The sequence below is a fragment of the Nocardia pseudobrasiliensis NBRC 108224 genome (genome assembly GCF_001613105.1).
In the GTDB taxonomy this organism is placed as follows: Bacteria; Actinomycetota; Actinomycetes; order Mycobacteriales; family Mycobacteriaceae; genus Nocardia; species Nocardia pseudobrasiliensis.
Genome location: NZ_BDBS01000017.1, coordinates 32058 through 48014, shown reverse-complemented (window position 1 = coordinate 48014; position 15957 = coordinate 32058). Strand labels below are relative to the sequence as shown.

Annotated in this window: 16 protein-coding genes and 2 pseudogenes; 10 read left to right on the top strand and 8 right to left on the bottom strand. The window is 66.0% G+C overall.

From position 1 onward, the window contains the following. Window positions 1–16 precede the first annotated feature (16 nt). Entirely contained in the window at window positions 17–361 is a 345-nt protein-coding gene (locus NP4_RS15535; protein ID WP_067998257.1) for a YidH family protein, read from the bottom strand. Between the two features lie 164 nt (window positions 362–525). Between NP4_RS15535 and NP4_RS15530 the strand changes: the two genes are divergently transcribed. Beyond that, entirely contained in the window at window positions 526–1053 is a 528-nt protein-coding gene (locus tag NP4_RS15530) for a M23 family metallopeptidase (RefSeq protein WP_067998253.1), read from the top strand. 581 nt (window positions 1054–1634) lie between these two features. Here NP4_RS15530 and NP4_RS15525 read toward each other — a convergent pair. Beyond that, entirely contained in the window at window positions 1635–2396 is a 762-nt protein-coding gene (locus NP4_RS15525) for a siderophore-interacting protein (RefSeq protein ID WP_067998276.1), read from the bottom strand. A gap of 110 nt (window positions 2397–2506) precedes the next feature. Here NP4_RS15525 and NP4_RS15520 point away from each other — a divergent pair, with 110 nt between their 5' ends. Beyond that, window positions 2507–3043, top strand: a complete 537-nt coding sequence (locus tag NP4_RS15520) for a DUF1990 domain-containing protein (protein ID WP_067998251.1) — start codon at window positions 2507–2509, stop codon at window positions 3041–3043. On the opposite strand, the gene NP4_RS15515 is transcribed toward NP4_RS15520, so the two are convergent. Continuing rightward, on the bottom strand, window positions 3040–3456 hold the full coding sequence (locus tag NP4_RS15515; RefSeq protein WP_067998249.1) for a MarR family winged helix-turn-helix transcriptional regulator: 417 nt from the start codon (window positions 3454–3456) through the stop codon (window positions 3040–3042). The genes NP4_RS15520 and NP4_RS15515 overlap by 4 nt on opposite strands. 47 nt (window positions 3457–3503) lie before the next feature. On the opposite strand from NP4_RS15515, the gene NP4_RS15510 reads away from it, so the two are divergent. Both NP4_RS15510 and NP4_RS40950 read left to right on the top strand, forming a co-directional pair. Continuing rightward, window positions 3504–4193 (top strand): class I SAM-dependent methyltransferase, encoded by a 690-nt coding sequence (locus NP4_RS15510; RefSeq protein WP_067998247.1) that lies wholly within the window; start codon window positions 3504–3506, stop codon window positions 4191–4193. 801 nt (window positions 4194–4994) lie between these two features. After that, window positions 4995–5516, top strand: a complete 522-nt coding sequence (locus NP4_RS40950) for a hypothetical protein (RefSeq protein WP_156524916.1) — start codon at window positions 4995–4997, stop codon at window positions 5514–5516. A gap of 186 nt (window positions 5517–5702) precedes the next feature. Here the strand turns inward: NP4_RS40950 and NP4_RS15500 are convergent. Next, a pseudogene (locus NP4_RS15500) lies at window positions 5703–6578 on the bottom strand (alpha/beta fold hydrolase). Between the two features lie 83 nt (window positions 6579–6661). On the opposite strand from NP4_RS15500, the gene NP4_RS15495 reads away from it, so the two are divergent. From NP4_RS15495 to NP4_RS15470, 6 genes and pseudogenes are all read left to right on the top strand, one after another. Beyond that, window positions 6662–7177, top strand: a complete 516-nt coding sequence (locus NP4_RS15495; protein ID WP_067998243.1) for a CGNR zinc finger domain-containing protein — start codon at window positions 6662–6664, stop codon at window positions 7175–7177. A gap of 12 nt (window positions 7178–7189) precedes the next feature. Further along, window positions 7190–7876, top strand: a pseudogene (locus NP4_RS39920) (MOSC domain-containing protein); the annotation flags it as partial. 438 nt (window positions 7877–8314) lie between these two features. Beyond that, window positions 8315–9427 (top strand): 2Fe-2S iron-sulfur cluster-binding protein, encoded by a 1113-nt coding sequence (locus NP4_RS15485; RefSeq protein WP_082875895.1) that lies wholly within the window; start codon window positions 8315–8317, stop codon window positions 9425–9427. Between the two features lie 25 nt (window positions 9428–9452). Next, complete coding sequence (locus NP4_RS15480) at window positions 9453–9887, top strand: TIGR03667 family PPOX class F420-dependent oxidoreductase (protein ID WP_067998237.1); 435 nt, start codon at window positions 9453–9455, stop codon at window positions 9885–9887. Window positions 9888–10163: 276 nt separating this feature from the next. Continuing rightward, complete coding sequence (locus NP4_RS15475) at window positions 10164–11504, top strand: cation:proton antiporter (protein WP_067998235.1); 1341 nt, start codon at window positions 10164–10166, stop codon at window positions 11502–11504. 259 nt (window positions 11505–11763) lie between these two features. Next, complete coding sequence (locus NP4_RS15470) at window positions 11764–12501, top strand: helix-turn-helix domain-containing protein (RefSeq protein WP_067998233.1); 738 nt, start codon at window positions 11764–11766, stop codon at window positions 12499–12501. On the opposite strand, the gene NP4_RS15465 is transcribed toward NP4_RS15470, so the two are convergent. The 4 genes from NP4_RS15465 to NP4_RS15450 form a co-directional block, all read right to left on the bottom strand. Continuing rightward, window positions 12498–13280: an alpha/beta fold hydrolase gene (locus tag NP4_RS15465; RefSeq protein WP_169813741.1), complete on the bottom strand. Its 783-nt coding sequence runs from the start codon at window positions 13278–13280 to the stop codon at window positions 12498–12500. The genes NP4_RS15470 and NP4_RS15465 overlap by 4 nt on opposite strands. Window positions 13281–13444: 164 nt before the next feature. Further along, window positions 13445–13816 carry a GatB/YqeY domain-containing protein gene (locus NP4_RS15460; RefSeq protein ID WP_067998275.1) on the bottom strand — a complete coding sequence of 124 codons (372 nt, stop codon included), beginning with the start codon at window positions 13814–13816 and terminating at the stop codon, window positions 13445–13447. A 411-nt stretch (window positions 13817–14227) separates the two neighbouring features. Then, window positions 14228–15151, bottom strand: a complete 924-nt coding sequence (locus NP4_RS15455; protein ID WP_067998229.1) for a tyrosine recombinase XerC — start codon at window positions 15149–15151, stop codon at window positions 14228–14230. A 178-nt stretch (window positions 15152–15329) separates the two neighbouring features. Then, complete coding sequence (locus tag NP4_RS15450) at window positions 15330–15908, bottom strand: TetR/AcrR family transcriptional regulator (protein ID WP_067998274.1); 579 nt, start codon at window positions 15906–15908, stop codon at window positions 15330–15332. Window positions 15909–15957: the final 49 nt, after the last annotated feature.

Here is a 15957-nt window from a genome sequence, read left to right as displayed (position 1 = left end):
GGTCGGTTGGGGGCGGTCACGAGATCAGCAGGCCGAAGGCGGCGATCAGGGCGATGGCGGCGATGCCGACGGCCAGGACGGGGACCATCACCGTCCGCGGAAGTCGCCCGCCTCGACGCATGGCCGAATCGACCTGGCGCCAACGGCCGTAAGCGCCGAGGGCGACCGTGGCGGCGAGCACGATGCAGCTCAGCGCCAGTGCCGCGCGCAGTCCGTGCTGCCGGAACGGGCGGACCAGTTCGTGCACCGCGACACCGGCCGCGAGCAGGCCGAGCGCGGTGCGTATCCAGGCCAGGAATGTGCGCTCATTGGCGAGGGTGAAGCGATAGTCCGGCTCGTCGTCGCGGTCGGGCGCGGTCATCGCGCCGCGAAACCGTTGCAGGAGAGCATTTTCGCATTCAGCAGGGCCATCGACCGTCCCATCCCTCTCCGGTACCGGAACACGCTCTGTTCACAACCTCCGAGTTGTCCACACTCGCCGAACACGATCTTTCCACGTCCCCTCCGCCCGAGGAGGCTTGCCGTATGCGCTGGTCGATTCCCCTCCTGCTGATCTGGCTATTCCTGCCGATCCTGCTCCCCGCCCCCGATTCCCATGCCACACCACCGAGCACATTCGATTGGCCGCTACGCCCGCGTCCCCCGATCCTGCGACCGTTCGACGAACCCGAACACGATTGGCTCCCCGGCCACCGAGGCGTCGATCTCGGCGGCGCCCCAGGCCAACCCGTCCTGGCCGCGGGCGACGGCACCACCGCCTTCGCCGCCGAGGTAGCGGGCAAACCGGTCGTCTCGATCGACCACCCCGGCGGCCTGCGCACCACCTACGAGCCGGTACGCGCCACCATCCCCGCCGGTCGGCGACTCCACCGCGGCGACCCGATCGGCACCCTCGAGCCCGGCCACCCCTCCTGCCCCACCACCTGCCTGCACTGGGGCCTACGCCGAGGCCACAACTACTTGGACCCCCTCGGCCTCATCCGCCCCGCACCGCTGCGCCTCAAACCAATCCCCCTCTCCCCCAACCTCGAACGATCGGAGCCGAACCAATGACCCCCGAATACCGCAACCCGGCAGCCCGCGGCCACCACTCCCCCGTCGAGCCCGAAGCTCACCCCGCGCGGCCGAACCTGCCCGCCCCCGGCTTCCACCCCCTTGCCCACGTCAAATCGCCCGAACACGCCGACGCGACGAATTCGGGCCGCGGTTTCGATGCCGGAAATGACAGTCACGCAATGCCATCCGGCAGTGAACCCGCACCACTCGAATACCTCGATCCGACGGCCCGCGGCTCGCTCCCCGACGGAGACAGTCCATCCGAACGCATCAATCCGACGGACTGTCGCGCCTTCGCCCGCGTGCACACCGACACCGCGTCCCCCGACAAACCCGATACGGCTGCCACCCAATGCTGCGTCCCCTCCCACCTCGGCGGCCGAGCCATACCGACCGAATCTTCCGAAATCGACGGTCACGCAATGTCGTTCGACTCCACCGATCCGGTGGGCGACGGATGTTGCGGCCCCTCCGGAATCGGGGGTGACGCCATTATGTGTGGGTGCACCCTCATGGCAAATGGCGGGCGAGGCGTCGAGAACCACGCCGAGAGCGCGGACCGGGGCCGCGGAGGGGACTCAGCGCGCGGCGGTACTCACCGATTCGCTCTCGGCGAGGTCGCGCTTCCATTCGCGGAAGCCTTCTTCCGTGCGGCCACGACGCCAGTAGCCGGAGATCGAGGCGAACTCCGCGGTGACCCCCCGCTCCTTGCGGATATAGGGCCGCAGCTCGTGCATCACCGCCTGTGCCTCACCGTGAATGAAGACGTGCACCCGACCGTCGCGCCAGGGCTCGGCCCGCACCGCGGCTGCCAGCGCCTCTCCCGGTGCGCCGCTACCCCGATGCAGCCAGGTGAGCTCGACACCCACCGGCCGCTCGACGGCCAATTCCTCTGCGGGCCCGGCGATTTCGACGAAGACGCGGCCGACGGCATCGGAGGGCAGGGCGGCGCAGGCCGCGGAGATGGCGGGCAGGGCCGATTCGTCACCGGCGAGCAGATGCCAATCGGCATCGGCGCGCGGAGCGTAGGCCCCGCCCGGACCGAACAGATCGATGGTGTCACCCGGCTGCGCGCCGGCGGCCCAGGGCCCAGCGATGCCCTCGTCACCGTGGTAGACGAAGTCGATCGCGATCTCCTCGGCCTCGGGGTCGATCGACCGGACCGTGTAGGTGCGCATGACCTCACCGTCGGGCAGGGGAAACAGCAGCTTGACATAGGCGTCGGTGAAGCCGTTGGGCTGGAAGGCCGCGAAGCCGGGACCGCCCAACCGAACTCGGATCAGATGGTCGGTCAGGCGTTCGGTGCCGCGGACCACGAAGCTGTGACGCGTGCGAGCCAAGGAAGTCACCTCCATAATTAGGGTTACCTAAGCTATCGTAGCAACAACTATCGCCGATAGCTCGGGATATATCCATACCCTCACCCAACTCGATCGCACAGGATGGAGATATGTCCGATCAGACGGAGCCGCCGTACTCCTATGCAGAAGTCGGAGCCACCGCTCACGAATTCCCGCCCGGCTACCACCATTTCCGCCTGCGCCGACACATCGGCTCGGGCCGCACCCTGTTCGAATCCGCCGCGACCCAGATTTTGACGTACCGAATGCAGCAGGGCACCGGCATCTTTCGGCACGCCAGCACGCCCGTCGCCGCCCCGGGCACCAACCTCACAGTACGACTGGGCTTGGGGCCCTTGGGCATTACGGCCCCCTGCCGCATCGTGTATGTCGTCGACGAACCCGACCGGCGCGGTTTCGCCTACGGCACACTGCCGGGCCACCCCGAAATCGGCGAGGAACTGTTCGCGGTGGAATACGACCCCGCCGACGACTCGGTCCATGGCGTAGTGGCGGCGTTCTCCCGCCCCGGCACCTGGTACGCGCGCCTCGGCGGACCCGTGGTCGAGCTGATCCAACATCACTTCGCGAAGAAGTACATCGACACGATCCGCCCGACCGAATCGTCGATCACGGCCTCGGACTAGCCGATCGCGGCGAGCAGTCGACGAAGTTCGCGACGGCCCGGTTCGCCGAGTCGGGCAAGGACCCGGCGCTCGGCCTCGAGCACGTTCGAGTCGAGCCGCTCGAGCAGGGCCACGGCCTCGCGCGTCAAGGTGGCGGGCAGCGACCGTCCGGAGGGCACGGTGTCGGGCCGGGCGACCAGACCGCGCTGCTGGAGTCCGTGAATCACCTTGTTCATCGCCTGGGGCGAGACACTGGCATCGCGAGCCAGCTGCGCATTCGACGCACCGGGCGACTCCGAGAGCAGACGCAGGCATAGATATTCGGGAAATGCCAGGTCGAGCGGCTCCAGCACGGTGGCGACTACTTCTGCACGCAGCGCTGTCGCGACCCGGTGGAGAAGGTAGCCGAGGGGCTTGTCCTCGAGTCCTTCCATGTCAACGATACTTACATATATCAACCTAGTTGAGATAGCATGGTGCCATGACGAGTTCATTCGGAAACACGTTGTTCGAGGCCGCATATCGCGGCGAGGCGCCCGAAATCGGCGAGGGCAATCGGCCGCCGTGGAGCATCGGTGAACCGCAGCCCGAGATCACCGCGCTCATCGAGGCGGGCAAGTTCCGCGGCGAGGTGCTCGACGCGGGCTGCGGCGAGGCGGCGGTCTCGCTGTATCTGGCCGAACGAGGCTTCACGGTCGTGGGCCTGGACCAGTCGCCGACCGCGATCGAGCTCGCACGCGCCGAGGCCGCCAAGCGCGGACTCGACACCGCCAGCTTCGAGGTCGCCGACATCAGCGCCTTCACCGGTTACGACGGCCGCTTCGACACCATCGTCGACAGCACCCTGTTCCACTCGATGCCGGTCGAATTGCGTCAGGGCTACCAGGAATCGATCGTGCGCGCCGCGGCACCCGGCGCTTCCTACTTCGTGCTCGTCTTCGCCCGCGGGACCATGCCCCAGGGCCCGGTCAATCCGGTCACCGAGGACGAACTGCGCGAGGTGGTGGGCGCTTACTGGACGATCGACGAAATCCGCCCCGCCCGCATCCACGCCAACGTCGCCCCCAACTTCGGCGACGGCTTCCGCGACTTCGCGGGCACCGACATCCGCAAGGAGGACAACGGCCGCATGTCCATCCCCGCCTGGCTCCTGTCAGCCCACCTCGCCTGACCCACCGCCCAACCTGTCTCCACAAACCTCCCGCTAATGCCGCGTGGCACCAACCTGAAACGCCACGCGGCACAGCCGAAACCACGAACTAAACCATCCCCTTTTCCAGACGGGAGCCGTCAAACATCAAGCAGCAGAAAACTCGTCGCCGCCACACGTGGTGACCCACGAAACCTCTGGATCAGAGAAACGCCGAATCGCCTCCCCAACAACAGGCTTGATGCATACCGGATCCCACTGCGGGTTACCTCGACGACTGCGTCCAGGATTCCGGTACAACAACGAATGTTACTGCGGCACAGCGGGAGTCCTGACGCTCGAATGGTCGAACGCCCCCGACATCCACGAACGTCATTGCGCCCACGATCTCGCACGAATCCTGGTCAAGGATCCGAACGCGCGATCCTCGACCACACCGGTATTCGCTGGTCGAATTACAAATACCGCGCCACTCCCTCGAACTCGAAACCACGCACCGGCTGAGGTATGGGCAGGCCGGCATCATCCGCGAATTGCTCCGCTACGCCCGAATCCTCGAGGATCAACGACCCTGCTACACCATGCAATGGCCAGACCACCCTCCGACCACATTGTCGTAGTCGTGAAATGTCCAGCGAGCCATAACCCACCGTGGGCGCGCCCAATCCGTCGATGGCCAGGGCGGATCATCATGGCCGAGCGGCTCCGGCAGCCGTCGAGCGCGTGTCAGTCCATTCCCGGCGTCAGGGCTGTCCGATCAAGATCGAAATCGATTGCGGGACCGGTCCATTCGAATAAAATACCTAATAGTATGTTTCCAGTGTGGAACGGTCGAGAATTTTCGTATGCGCACGTGCGACCGGCCATGTGTTCTGGTGGTTCTTCGTAATTGCCACGCTGCTGGCAGGAGGCGTGACGTGGCTCGGCGACTTTGCCGAAGGCGGTATCGGACACGGATTCCTCTCCCTGTGTGACGAGGTCGCGCCAACGGGTGGCTGGTTCCTGGACCTGCCACAGGGATACGCCGAGTACCTACCCGGTGATGCGCTGCCCGCAGTGTGGGCTTCGACCAGCCTGTATTCGCTTGTGGGATTCGTCATCGTCGTAGTGGCCGCACTCGTCGAGGCGCTCTGCGCACGGCAGCCGGTTGCCGGACTGATCACTGTGGCGGTGCCGTTCCTGTCGACCGCTTTGATAGCTGTCGCCCGGCCGGGTGGCTACGGCGGGCTGGTGCTGGCACCCCTGCCGGCTTTCGGCCTGATCCTGATCGCGGTCGCGATTCGAGAGATGTGGGCACGTGCGCTCGCCCCGACGGCCCAGCCGGCCGGCCAGCCCATGCCATGAAAGCGCCTTTTCGGCATCAGATCCGAGCCGAGCCGGCCACTGCCCGCCGAAACGCACCCGCACGCGCCGACGCAGCGGCTCCGCGAACAGCAATCGCTCGGGTAGCGGCTACGCCACCACGACCCGCCTGGCCCGCTTGGCGGCCAAAGGCCCTTGCTGCCATGCCAATCCCCTTGCCCGCTCCCTTCAGCGATAAGCCACGAGCCTGCGGCAGAGGAAGTCGCGGAACAGCTCGACGACCTGGGCGCCCGCGCTTTCGAGCAGGAAGTGGCCACCGTCGAGCAGATGGATTTCGGCGTCGGGCACGTCCTCGGCGAAGGCGCGGGCCCCGGCGGGTCCGAGGATGGGATCGTTCGCACGCCACACGGCCAGGATCGGCCGCCGATCCCGCAGGTAAACCTGCAGCGCCGGATACAACTTCGGGTTGGTCGCGTAGTCGAGGAACAGCGCCAGCTGGATGGCATCGTTGGCCGGGCGCGACAGCAGCGCGAAATCGTACTGCCAGGTGTCGGGGCTGACCAGGCTCTCATCCGGAACTCCGGTCAGGTACTGCCATTTGACGGCGTCCAGGGGTGAGCGCGGTCCGGATCGCGGCCTCCCCCTCAGGCGTGCGGGCGCGCTGGTAGTCCCAGACCGTCTACCAGAAGCCGGGGATGAAGCCCGCGTCGTAGCCGTTGCCGTTCTGCGGGGCGATCGCGGTGACGGCCTCCGGATCCGCGAGCGCCAATCGCCAGCCGATCGGGGCGCCGTAGTCCTGGACGTAGATCCCGTAGCGCGACGCACCGAGCCGATCGAGTAGCCCGGCGGTCAGATCCGCCAAAGCGTCGAAGGTGTAGTCGAATTCGTCGACCGAGGGTGTGTCGGAGTGCCCGAACCCGAGGTAGTCCGGGGCGATCACACGGTAGCGGTCGGCAAGTGCGGGAATCAGGTTTCGGAACATGAACGAGCTGGTCGGAAAGCTGTGCAGTAGCACAATTGCGGGGGGGCATCGGCCGGTCCAGCCGCCCGGTAGCAGATCCGCCGACCCCGCACGGTGGCGTAGCGGTGATGAACGGCAACCATCTCCATAACCCCCTAAATCGTTTTAGATGGTTACAATGAAGCAGTGGTGATATAGCCGGTTAAGAGAAGATTGGAGGTTAGACGTGAAGGTAATCGAGTCGGACGAGACGCTGCTGCTCGACCTGCTGAACACGACCCCGGTCGTCGACGGAACCTCCCTCGACCGGCTCGCCGATGCCGACGCCGGTCGGCGTTGGCTCACCGGTCACGGCCAACCGTCCTCGGACGACGAATGGCGTGCGGTGCGCGCGGTGCGCGCTGCGCTGCAGGAGGTGGTCCGCGGGGAGAGCGACGCGACCGCGCTCGCGCGATTCGTCGACGGCATTCGCTACCGCGCCACATTCGAGGGCGAGGGCATCACCTGGAATCTCGAACTACCCGAGGGCAGGAACGCGGCGGCGCGGGCCGTACTCGCCTGGGACGCACTGCGACTGGCGCATCCCGGCCGACTGCGCCCGTGCGCGAACTCCGAGTGCCGCCTGTTCCTGATCGACCACACCAAATCCAACAGCGCCCGCTGGTGCTCGATGGCAGTATGTGGCAACCGCATGAAGGCCCGCAGGCATTATCAACGCAGCCGCGAAACACCCACGGACTGAAGGGGATCAGCCATGGCACGCCTGTTGTCGCTCAACGTCGGCATGCCAGCCGATGTCACCTGGCACGGCCGGACCGTTCACACCGGAATATTCAAATACCCTGTCGACGGCCCCCGCATGGTCCGCAGGCTCAATATCGACGGCGACGGGCAGGGCGATCTCGGCGGCCACGGCGGGGAGATCCGGGCCGTGCTCGTCTACCAGCGCCAGTCCTACGAATACTGGCGAGAACACCTCGAACGCGCCGACCTCGAATACGGGCAATTCGGCGAGAATTTCACCGTTGACGGCCTGTCCGACGACGAGGTGCACATCGGCGACCGATACCGCATCGGCGACGCCGAGTTCGAGGTGACCCAGCCCCGGGTCACCTGCTTCCGAGTCGGCATGCGGCTGAACGAGCCTCGAATGCCCGCCCTGCTGGTGGCACACCATCGCCCCGGCTTCTACTTCCGCGTGCTCACCGAGGGCACGGTCCGCGCGGGCGACGAGATCCTCCGCACCCGAATCGGTCGACACCAAATGACCGTCGCCGCAATAGACGCCCTGCTGTACCTACCGAACCGCAAAACCACCCACCTACGCCAAGCCCTCGACATCCCCGCCCTCAGCCCCGGCTGGCAAGCCTCCTTCCGCGACCTGCTCACCGCCGCCGAACACCAAACACCCACCGCCACTCCACCTATCGGCCTCGAGCCCGAACCACCCACGCCCCGAACGGACAGTCTCCACACCGAAACATCAACGTCCCCACCGGATGACGACGGCCAACCTGAAACAACACCGCCACCAACGAATACCGACCTCCGACCAAGAACAACCACGCCCCCAACGGACAGCGACGACCAACCCGAAACAACACCGCCACCACCGAGCCGCGGCCTCCCGCCCCGAACAAACTCGTCCCCACCGGACAGCGACACCCGCGCCGAAACAACTACTTCCCCACCGGACAGCTGTATCGCACCAGGACCAACCACGCCGCCATCGAACGGCGACGTCGAACTCAAAACAATCACGCCCCCACCGGATAGCACTACCGGGCTCGAAACAACCACGCGCCCATCGGATACCGGCACCGACAACCGCGCGTCCAGTGCTGCTGCCCACTCGGGGATCGCGGGCAGGGAGAGCCTGATGCCCGCTGTCCCAATGCCTTCCGGCATCGGAGGGCAGGTTTTCGACACCTTGGCGACTCCCGGTGCGGGGTTCGGGTGGGCGGGGTTTCGGCCGCTGCGGGTCGCGCGGATTGTGATGGAGAGTGCGAGTGTGGTTTCGATTCACCTTGCCGATCCGGACGGTGGTCGGCTGCTGCGGCCCGAGGCTGGTCAATATCTCACCGTGCGGGTCGGCGGTGCGGCTGAGCCCGCGCAGGTGCGCAACTATTCGCTGTCCGGGTGCCCGTCGGATGCCGAATATCGGATCAGCGTCAAGCGCCAGGAGCACGGCGTGGTAAGTAACTATTTGCACACTCGTCTGCGAATCGGCGATCTGCTCGATATCGCTGCTCCACGAGGCGATTTCGTGCTGGCTGAGCCGGCGTCCGACAGGGCGCCGGTACTGCTGATCTCGGCGGGTGTGGGAGCGACTCCGGTGCTGGCGATGCTGCATGCGCTCGCCGAGCGGGGCAGTGCGCGCGAGATCTGGTGGCTGCACTCCGCGCACTCGGCCGCCGAGCACGCGTTCGCGGCCGAATCTCATCAGCTGCTGGCCGGTCTCGGACGCCAGCACGAACACATCTTCTACACCGTGCCCGCTCCACCGAATCGACTCACCGCCGAAACGCTCGCGGCTCTGCACCTGCCCACCGATGCGTCTGTCTATCTCTGCGGCCCAACGTCATTCATGTCCGCCATCCGCGCTGCCCTCGTCGCGGCGGGCTTGGACCCGAGCCGCATCCACACCGAACTGTTCGGCAGCCTCCCGGCCATCAATCCCGGCATCATCGACACTCCCGACACCGCGCCCCACCAACCGCCGGGTCCCACCGGCACCGGCCCGCGAATCACCTTCACCCGCAGCGCCATCACCGTGCCGTGGAGCGATACCTACCCCACGATCCTAGACCTGGCAGAAGCCTGCGATATCCCGACCCGCTGGTCCTGCCGCACCGGCGTCTGCCACACCTGCCGGACCCAAATCCTCTCCGGCACAATCCGATACCAGCCCGACCCGCTGGAATTGCCCGCATCGGATACGACCCTGATCTGCTGCGCGCAACCGGAAACCGATCTGATCCTCGATCTTTGAACAATGAGGGACTAACTTCGATCACATGGCGGATAGCGGGCTTCCCGATCCCAGCACCCCGTTCGGGCAACGGGTCAGGCGTCGCCTACGTGAGGAACAGATCATTTGGATCACCACGGTCGGCAATGACGGCACACCACAACCGAATCCGGTCGGATTCGTCTTTCAGCGCGACGATTCGATCCTGATATACAGCGCCCTGGAGGCGAACCGGAACACCCATATCCTCGACCGCCCCAGGGTCGCCCTGAATTTCGACGGCGACGGCAGCGGCGGCGACATCATGGTGTTCACCGGCACGGCCCGGCGCGCGGACGACATTCCTCCCGCGCACGAGAACCCGGGATATCTCACCAAATACGCGGAATCGGCGGCCCGGGCTTTCGGCAGCGTCGAAAACTTCAGTAAGCAATTCCCGGTCCCCCTGCGAGTCGAGATCACGCGTACGCGAGGCCGCTGAGCCTCCGGCAGGACCGCGGTCTTCACCCAAGGCAGTCCGGCCGCGGAGTAGACCCACCGGCTCGGCAGGTCGAGCGCGAACAGCGATTCGTGGTGCCCGACCGGAGTCTCCGCCCGGGTCCGAGAGACAGGCACTGCCACAGCCTGTTTCACCCGCCACCACCCCCGACCAGGGGGTTGTCCGCGCGATCGGATGATCGCTACCGTGCAGAAATCGTCCCATGTGCACGCCTGGGGCTTGGGAGAGGGAGCCCGCCGAAGGAAGCCAGGGGTTTCGATGACGAATCCGCAGTTGGGGCATATCCTGCTGGCTGTTCTGTTGCTGGTGTCGGGAGCCAATCTGCTCGGACAGTTGTTCGGGTGGTTGCGGCAGCCGAAGGTGGTCGGGGAGATTCTCGCGGGGGTTCTGTTGGGGCCCACGCTGCTGGGGAAGCTCGCGCCGGGGTTCGCCGCGAATTTGTTCGGTTCCGATAACAGTGATGTGGAGTCGGTGGCGCTGGCGTTGCTGTACAACCTCGGGTTGTTGTTGCTGATGTTCGTTTCCGGCTGTGCGGCGAAACATCTACTGGGCAAACAGAATCGGACGGCTACCGCGTGGATTCTCGGCATCGGCACTCCGCTGCCGTTCGTGATCGCGCTGGCGGTCGCGCCGCTGCTGCCGCTCGAGGACTTCACCGGGAGCGCGGGCAGTGAGCGGGCCGTCGTGCTCGTCTTCGCCGCCGCCACCGCGGTGACGTCGATTCCGGTGATCACCAAGATCTTCTATGATCTCGGGATTCTGCATACCCGTTTCGCCAGTCTTCAACTCGGGTCGGCGGTGCTCGAGGACATCGCGCTGTGGGGAGTGTTGTCGGTCGCCACCGCCATCGCGGCCGCCACGCTCGGTACGACCGGTGGTGAGCTGACCGCGGTCATCGGCGGGCATATCGCGGTCAATGCCGCCTATGTGATCGCCGCCCTCACCGTAATGCCCGCCGTGCTGCGAAAGTTGTCGCGGGCCAAGTGGAATGTGCTGGCCGAGCACACACCCGTGACGTGGATGCTCACCGTATTCCTGGCTTATGTGTCGTTGGCCGCCGCTCTCGATGTGACCCTCGCCTTCGCGGCGCTGCTGGCCGGATTCGGCGTCATGGGTGGGATGCGGGGCACCGAACAGGATCGGTTCCGGTCTCCGCTGCGGTCGATCAGCGATGTGTCCGGATACTTCTTCGTGCCACTCTATTTCGCGGTCGTCGGTTATCGACTCGATCTGTCCGAGACGCTCGATCCGATCATGCTCGCGGGCTTTCTGTTCGGGACATCGCTGGTGGTGTTCTTCTCCGTGGGGCTGGGCGCCAAGCTGGCCGGGATGAATCGCCTCGATATCGTCAATCTCGCTATCACCCAGAATGCGCGCGGCGGCCCCGGAATCGTCATGGCCTCGGTGGCTTTCGACGCGGGCATCATCAACGCCCCGTTCTTCACCACCCTGGTGCTGACGGCCGTGCTCACCTCGCAGGCGTGTGGGTTCTGGCTCGATCACGTTCTGCGCAGAGGGTTGCCCCTGCTGTCGGGCGCCGATCTACGGCGGCGCGGTATCGAGCCGGAACTCGACGAAGTTCCCGAGCGGATGTCGTAGTACTCGGCTGGGCCACGCCGACCCCTCCGCGGTGCGGCCCAGCCGAGTACTACGACCGGATAGCTTCGGAATCCAAGGCGCCGCGCTACCTTCCCCCGTACGGCGAAAGCGGATGCCACGCATCTCACGCTGCGCCGATAGATCCATCCAAGCGCGAGCCCTCCACCACCGCAAGCACTCTCGGTCACCGGGTTGTGCGGTAGCGATCGCGCCGGTACTACCGTCGTAGGTGACTACGGCACAACAGAATCGGAGACAGGTGAACGACGACGAACCGCTACCGTTGCCGAGCCTCGGCGACTATGTGCAGGCGCTGCGGAAGCGACGGGGGTATTCGCAAGCCGACCTGAAGCAGGCGGGACTGGGACTGGGCACGATTCGCAATATCGAGCAGAACCAGGTCGCCAAGCTCACCGATACGGTGTTGAACGCCCTCGTATCGATACTCCGGCCGAACGCCGATGAACTCGCTCATCTCCGGGCGCTGGCCGGGCATCCGCCCGAGCACGAGCGGATACCGATTGCCGACGAGGTGGCGATATCGCTGGTCACGGCATTCGATCCGAATCCGGCGGCGTATCTGACCGGGTGGGCCGTCTCGCGGACGCGGGCGGGCGCGCCGATGGCCAATACCGCCTTCGATCGGTTGTGGCCGGGGCTTTCCGAGGCGAAAACGCTGTTGCACTGGTGGTTCGGGGATGCCGAGGCCATGCGGCGCACACCGGATTGGCGGCAGGAGGTGACGATTCTGACCGGCCTGTTCCGCCACGCGGCGGCGACCACGAGTCGGGAGGAGGCGGCCGCGATCTTGGACGAACTCGGTGGTGATCCCGTATTCCGGCAGGTGTGGAATTCCGGATATGTCTGCGTCGCGCGCCCGCATCCGCGGCGGCGGGTGTGGGATCCGGAGCGGGAATGTGAATTGGCCGTTTACGAGGAGCTGCTGGTGTGGCCGCAGACGGCGCGGCGCGGATTGCTCCTGGGCGTCATCGGTTAATCCGGGAGGCCCGCGAGGAATTCGACGATCAGCGGATTCACGATTTCGGGGTGGGTGAGGGTGCAGATGTGGGTGAGCCCGTCCGCGCGGACCGTTTCGAAACGAGTAGGGCCGCCGAGCATTTCGGTCAGCTCCTGCATTTGATCGTGGGTGAACGCCTGATCCCCGCCGCCGCGAATCAGCAGTGCCGGGGCGGTCACCTCGGCGAGCATGGGTGAGATGTCCTCGCGGTCGATGAGGGCGCGAGCGGCCAGACCCAGTCGTTTGCGGTCGGCCGCCACCCACTTCGCCACCCAAGGCAGCTGATGGGTTTCGCGATCCCCGCCGATCATGACCGAGGCCATGGTCCGGCCGATCTCGTCGACGGGCACGGAACCGTTGATCCAGGAGTCGACAATGATCTTCTGATAGCCCGCCCGTTCCTTCTCCGAGTAGGGTCGTCCACTCGTGCCGACCAGGATTAGTCCGCGCACCCGCGATTTCTGCTGTAGTGCCATGCGCAGTGCGGTGAACGCGCCCTGACTGAGGCCGCCGAGCACGAGACGGTCGATGCCGAGTTCGTCGGCGACAGCCCAACCGTCCCAGGCCAATCGCCAGAAGTTGAAGGGGATTCCATTGTCGTCGGTCCGGCCGTGACCGCGGCTGTCGATCGCGATCACGCGATAGTCGGGAGCGAGCGCGTCGACCTGCGGCTGCCACATATCGGCGTCCATGAAGAAGCTGTGCAGCAGCAGGAGCGCGGGGCCGTCGCCGCCCGAATCCGTGTAGCAGATTCTCACTCCGTCGTCAGCGGAAACGTACGGCATGTGCGCGAGACCCCTTCTGCCCACGGTGGTTACGCCGTCGTCTCGTCGACGCCGGTCCGCCGAGCGTAACAGGAACAGGTTTCAGATTTGGAAGTGGTATCGCTCGATGGCATCGGAATCACACTGAAGACGGCACGTCAGCCGGGCGGCAGGTGAGCGCTCAACGCCGACGCTTCGGCGCGCAGTTGGTCGGCTCGATCCGAGCGCCCGAGAGCCTCGTACTCACTTGCGGCCGTAAGCCTTTCGCCTACCTCGGCGCGTACGATCCGCTCGATATCGGCTTCGGTGAGTTCACGACGACGCACCTCGGCGGCCCCCAATCCGACAGGACTGGACTCGATCGCCCCCGCGCGAACCTCGGCCACATCGACAGCCTCGGCATTGTCGATGGCCCCGAGCGCGGACCGCAGCGCCGCCGCGGCAGCGCGATCCCGACGCTTCATGGCATCGGGCAGCGCGGCCCGCAGACGCGCGCGCAGCGAAAGCGATTCGGTCGGGTTGGTCGACATGATCACGACGGTACGTGCTGGAGGTGGGCACGAGCCAACCATTTCCGGGCGCACCCGACGGCTTACGTCCTGGCAGCTGATGCCGGGCGCTGGGGAAGGATTGTTCCCGTTCGCAGCTGATACCGGGCGCTGGGGACGAATTGTTCCCCTTGGCAGCTGATACCGGGCGCTAGGGGAAGGATTGTTCCCCTCGACGATGGTCTGGGCGCTGGGGACGGCGCATTCCAGACCGACGGCTCGGGCACCAAGGACAGGCCGCACCCGAACCGATGGTTTGGGCGCTGGAGACAGCCCGTCCCAGACCGACGGCTCAGGCACCAAGGACAAGCCGCACCCGAACCGATGGTTTGGGTGCTGGGGCGGGGCAGCGTGGTGCCGATTGGGGCAAAGGGCCGGCTGGGGTCGAAGCGTTCAGGCTCGGGGGTGGGCTTGTTCGTGGGCCTTTTTGAGGCGGTCGATGGAGACGTGGGTGTAGAGCTGGGTGGTGGCCATGCTGGCGTGGCCCAGGAGTTCCTGGACTATGCGGAGGTCTGCGCCGCCTTCCAGGAGGTGCGTGGCCGCGGTGTGGCGTAGGCCGTGGGGACCCATATCGGGGGCTCCGGGGATGGCCGAGATCACCTCGTGCACTACCGTTCTGGCTTGGCGTTGGTCGAGTCTTCGGCCTCTGCGACCCAGGAGGAGGGCGCGGCCGGAGTCCGGGGTCGTGAGTAATGGTCTGCCGTAGCGAAGCCACTGTTCCAGGGACTGGTCGGCGGGGAGGCCGAATGGGACGGATCGTTCCTTGTTACCTTTGCCGAGCACTCGGATCTGTCGGTGTTCGCGGTCGACGTCGTCGATATCCAATCCGCACAGCTCGCTCACTCGAATTCCGGTGGCGTACAGCATCTCCACAATGAGCCGATCCCGCAGGGCCATCGGGTCATGTTGGGCCGCACCGGATTCCGCGGCTCCCATGGCGGCCTGCGCCTGCTCCTTCCCCAGCACCGCGGGTAAAGTTCGGTGGGCCCGAGGCGATCCCAGTCGCGAGCCGGGGTCCATCGCCAGCCGTCCCGTCCTGGTGAGCCAGGCGGTGAAGGTGCGAGCCGCCGAGGCGCGTCGCGCCATCGTCGTGCGAGCCGCCCCACCGGCGGAGAGCTCGGACAGCCACGATCGCAACAGCGGCAGATCGATCTCCCCCACTCCGGAATCCGGCGATCGCGCATACAGATGCAGCAACAACGCCCGGGCATCCCCCACGTAGGCCCGCACCGTATGCGCCGACCGGTTCCGCCCGAGTCGCAGATGCCGCCCGTACTCCTCCAGCAGCAACACCAAATCCTCGGGCAACTCCTCCATACCCTCCACCGTCACCGACCACGCGCCCGCAGGCAAGTTCCCGCGCCGAGGCGGCCACAGCGCCGCAGTGAGGCATGCCCGCACCCGGACAGGGGGGAAAGCCGGGTACCGCTTCACACGGGCGGGCTCGTTTGGGCACCACCACCTGACCAGAAATCGAGACCGAGGGGCACACGATTCAATGCGAGGACCGGGAAAGCTGTTGAGTCAGTAGGAATTCGAGGCGTTCACCGACCTGATCGAGGGGCTTTACGCTGCGCGAGGCTATGGAAAGGACCACCGCGCCCTCGATGGCGGCGATCGCGAGGGTGGCGTCGGCCTCGGCCGATTGGCGGTCGATGCCCTCGGCGCTCAGTTGGGTGGCGATCAGCTGTTGCCATTCGGCGAAGACCGCGGCGGCGATATCGGGGGCGGTGGGAACCTCGGCGCGGGCGAGAGCGGCCGCGACTATGGGGCAGCCTGCCTGGAAATCGGAGACCACCAGGACGTCTCGCCACATCTGGACGAAGGCGCGCAGTCTGGCCAAGGCGCCTTCGCGATCGTCCACGGAGGCGATTGCCGCGACGATGACCTTGCCCGCGGTGCGGGTGGCCTCCTCGACCAGTTCGCGTTTCCCGCCGGGGAAGTTCTGGTAGATCGACCGCCGGGCCGTCTTGCTCCGCTCGACCAGCTCGGTCATCCCCGTCCCGGCGACACCCTTGCGCCGCATCAGGTCGATCACCCCGGCGATGAGCCGATCACGCGGTCGAACCGTCATCACACCATCCTTCTCCTCGTCCGGACCAATGTCGCTTCCCTCGGCTGTG

What these genes read in the sequence shown, in the direction of transcription:
- NP4_RS15535 (WP_067998257.1), bottom strand. Translation starts at nt 361, where the DNA reads ATGACCGCGCCCGACCGCGACGACGAGCCGGACTATCGCTTCACCCTC.
- NP4_RS15530 (WP_067998253.1), top strand. Translation starts at nt 526, where the DNA reads ATGCGCTGGTCGATTCCCCTCCTGCTGATCTGGCTATTCCTGCCGATC.
- NP4_RS15520 (WP_067998251.1), top strand. Translation starts at nt 2,507, where the DNA reads ATGTCCGATCAGACGGAGCCGCCGTACTCCTATGCAGAAGTCGGAGCC.
- NP4_RS15515 (WP_067998249.1), bottom strand. Translation starts at nt 3,456, where the DNA reads ATGGAAGGACTCGAGGACAAGCCCCTCGGCTACCTTCTCCACCGGGTC.
- NP4_RS15510 (WP_067998247.1), top strand. Translation starts at nt 3,504, where the DNA reads ATGACGAGTTCATTCGGAAACACGTTGTTCGAGGCCGCATATCGCGGC.
- NP4_RS15485 (WP_082875895.1), top strand. Translation starts at nt 8,315, where the DNA reads ATGCCCGCTGTCCCAATGCCTTCCGGCATCGGAGGGCAGGTTTTCGAC.
- NP4_RS15480 (WP_067998237.1), top strand. Translation starts at nt 9,453, where the DNA reads ATGGCGGATAGCGGGCTTCCCGATCCCAGCACCCCGTTCGGGCAACGG.
- NP4_RS15475 (WP_067998235.1), top strand. Translation starts at nt 10,164, where the DNA reads ATGACGAATCCGCAGTTGGGGCATATCCTGCTGGCTGTTCTGTTGCTG.
- NP4_RS15460 (WP_067998275.1), bottom strand. Translation starts at nt 13,816, where the DNA reads ATGTCGACCAACCCGACCGAATCGCTTTCGCTGCGCGCGCGTCTGCGG.
- NP4_RS15455 (WP_067998229.1), bottom strand. Translation starts at nt 15,151, where the DNA reads ATGGAGGAGTTGCCCGAGGATTTGGTGTTGCTGCTGGAGGAGTACGGG.
- NP4_RS15450 (WP_067998274.1), bottom strand. Translation starts at nt 15,908, where the DNA reads ATGACGGTTCGACCGCGTGATCGGCTCATCGCCGGGGTGATCGACCTG.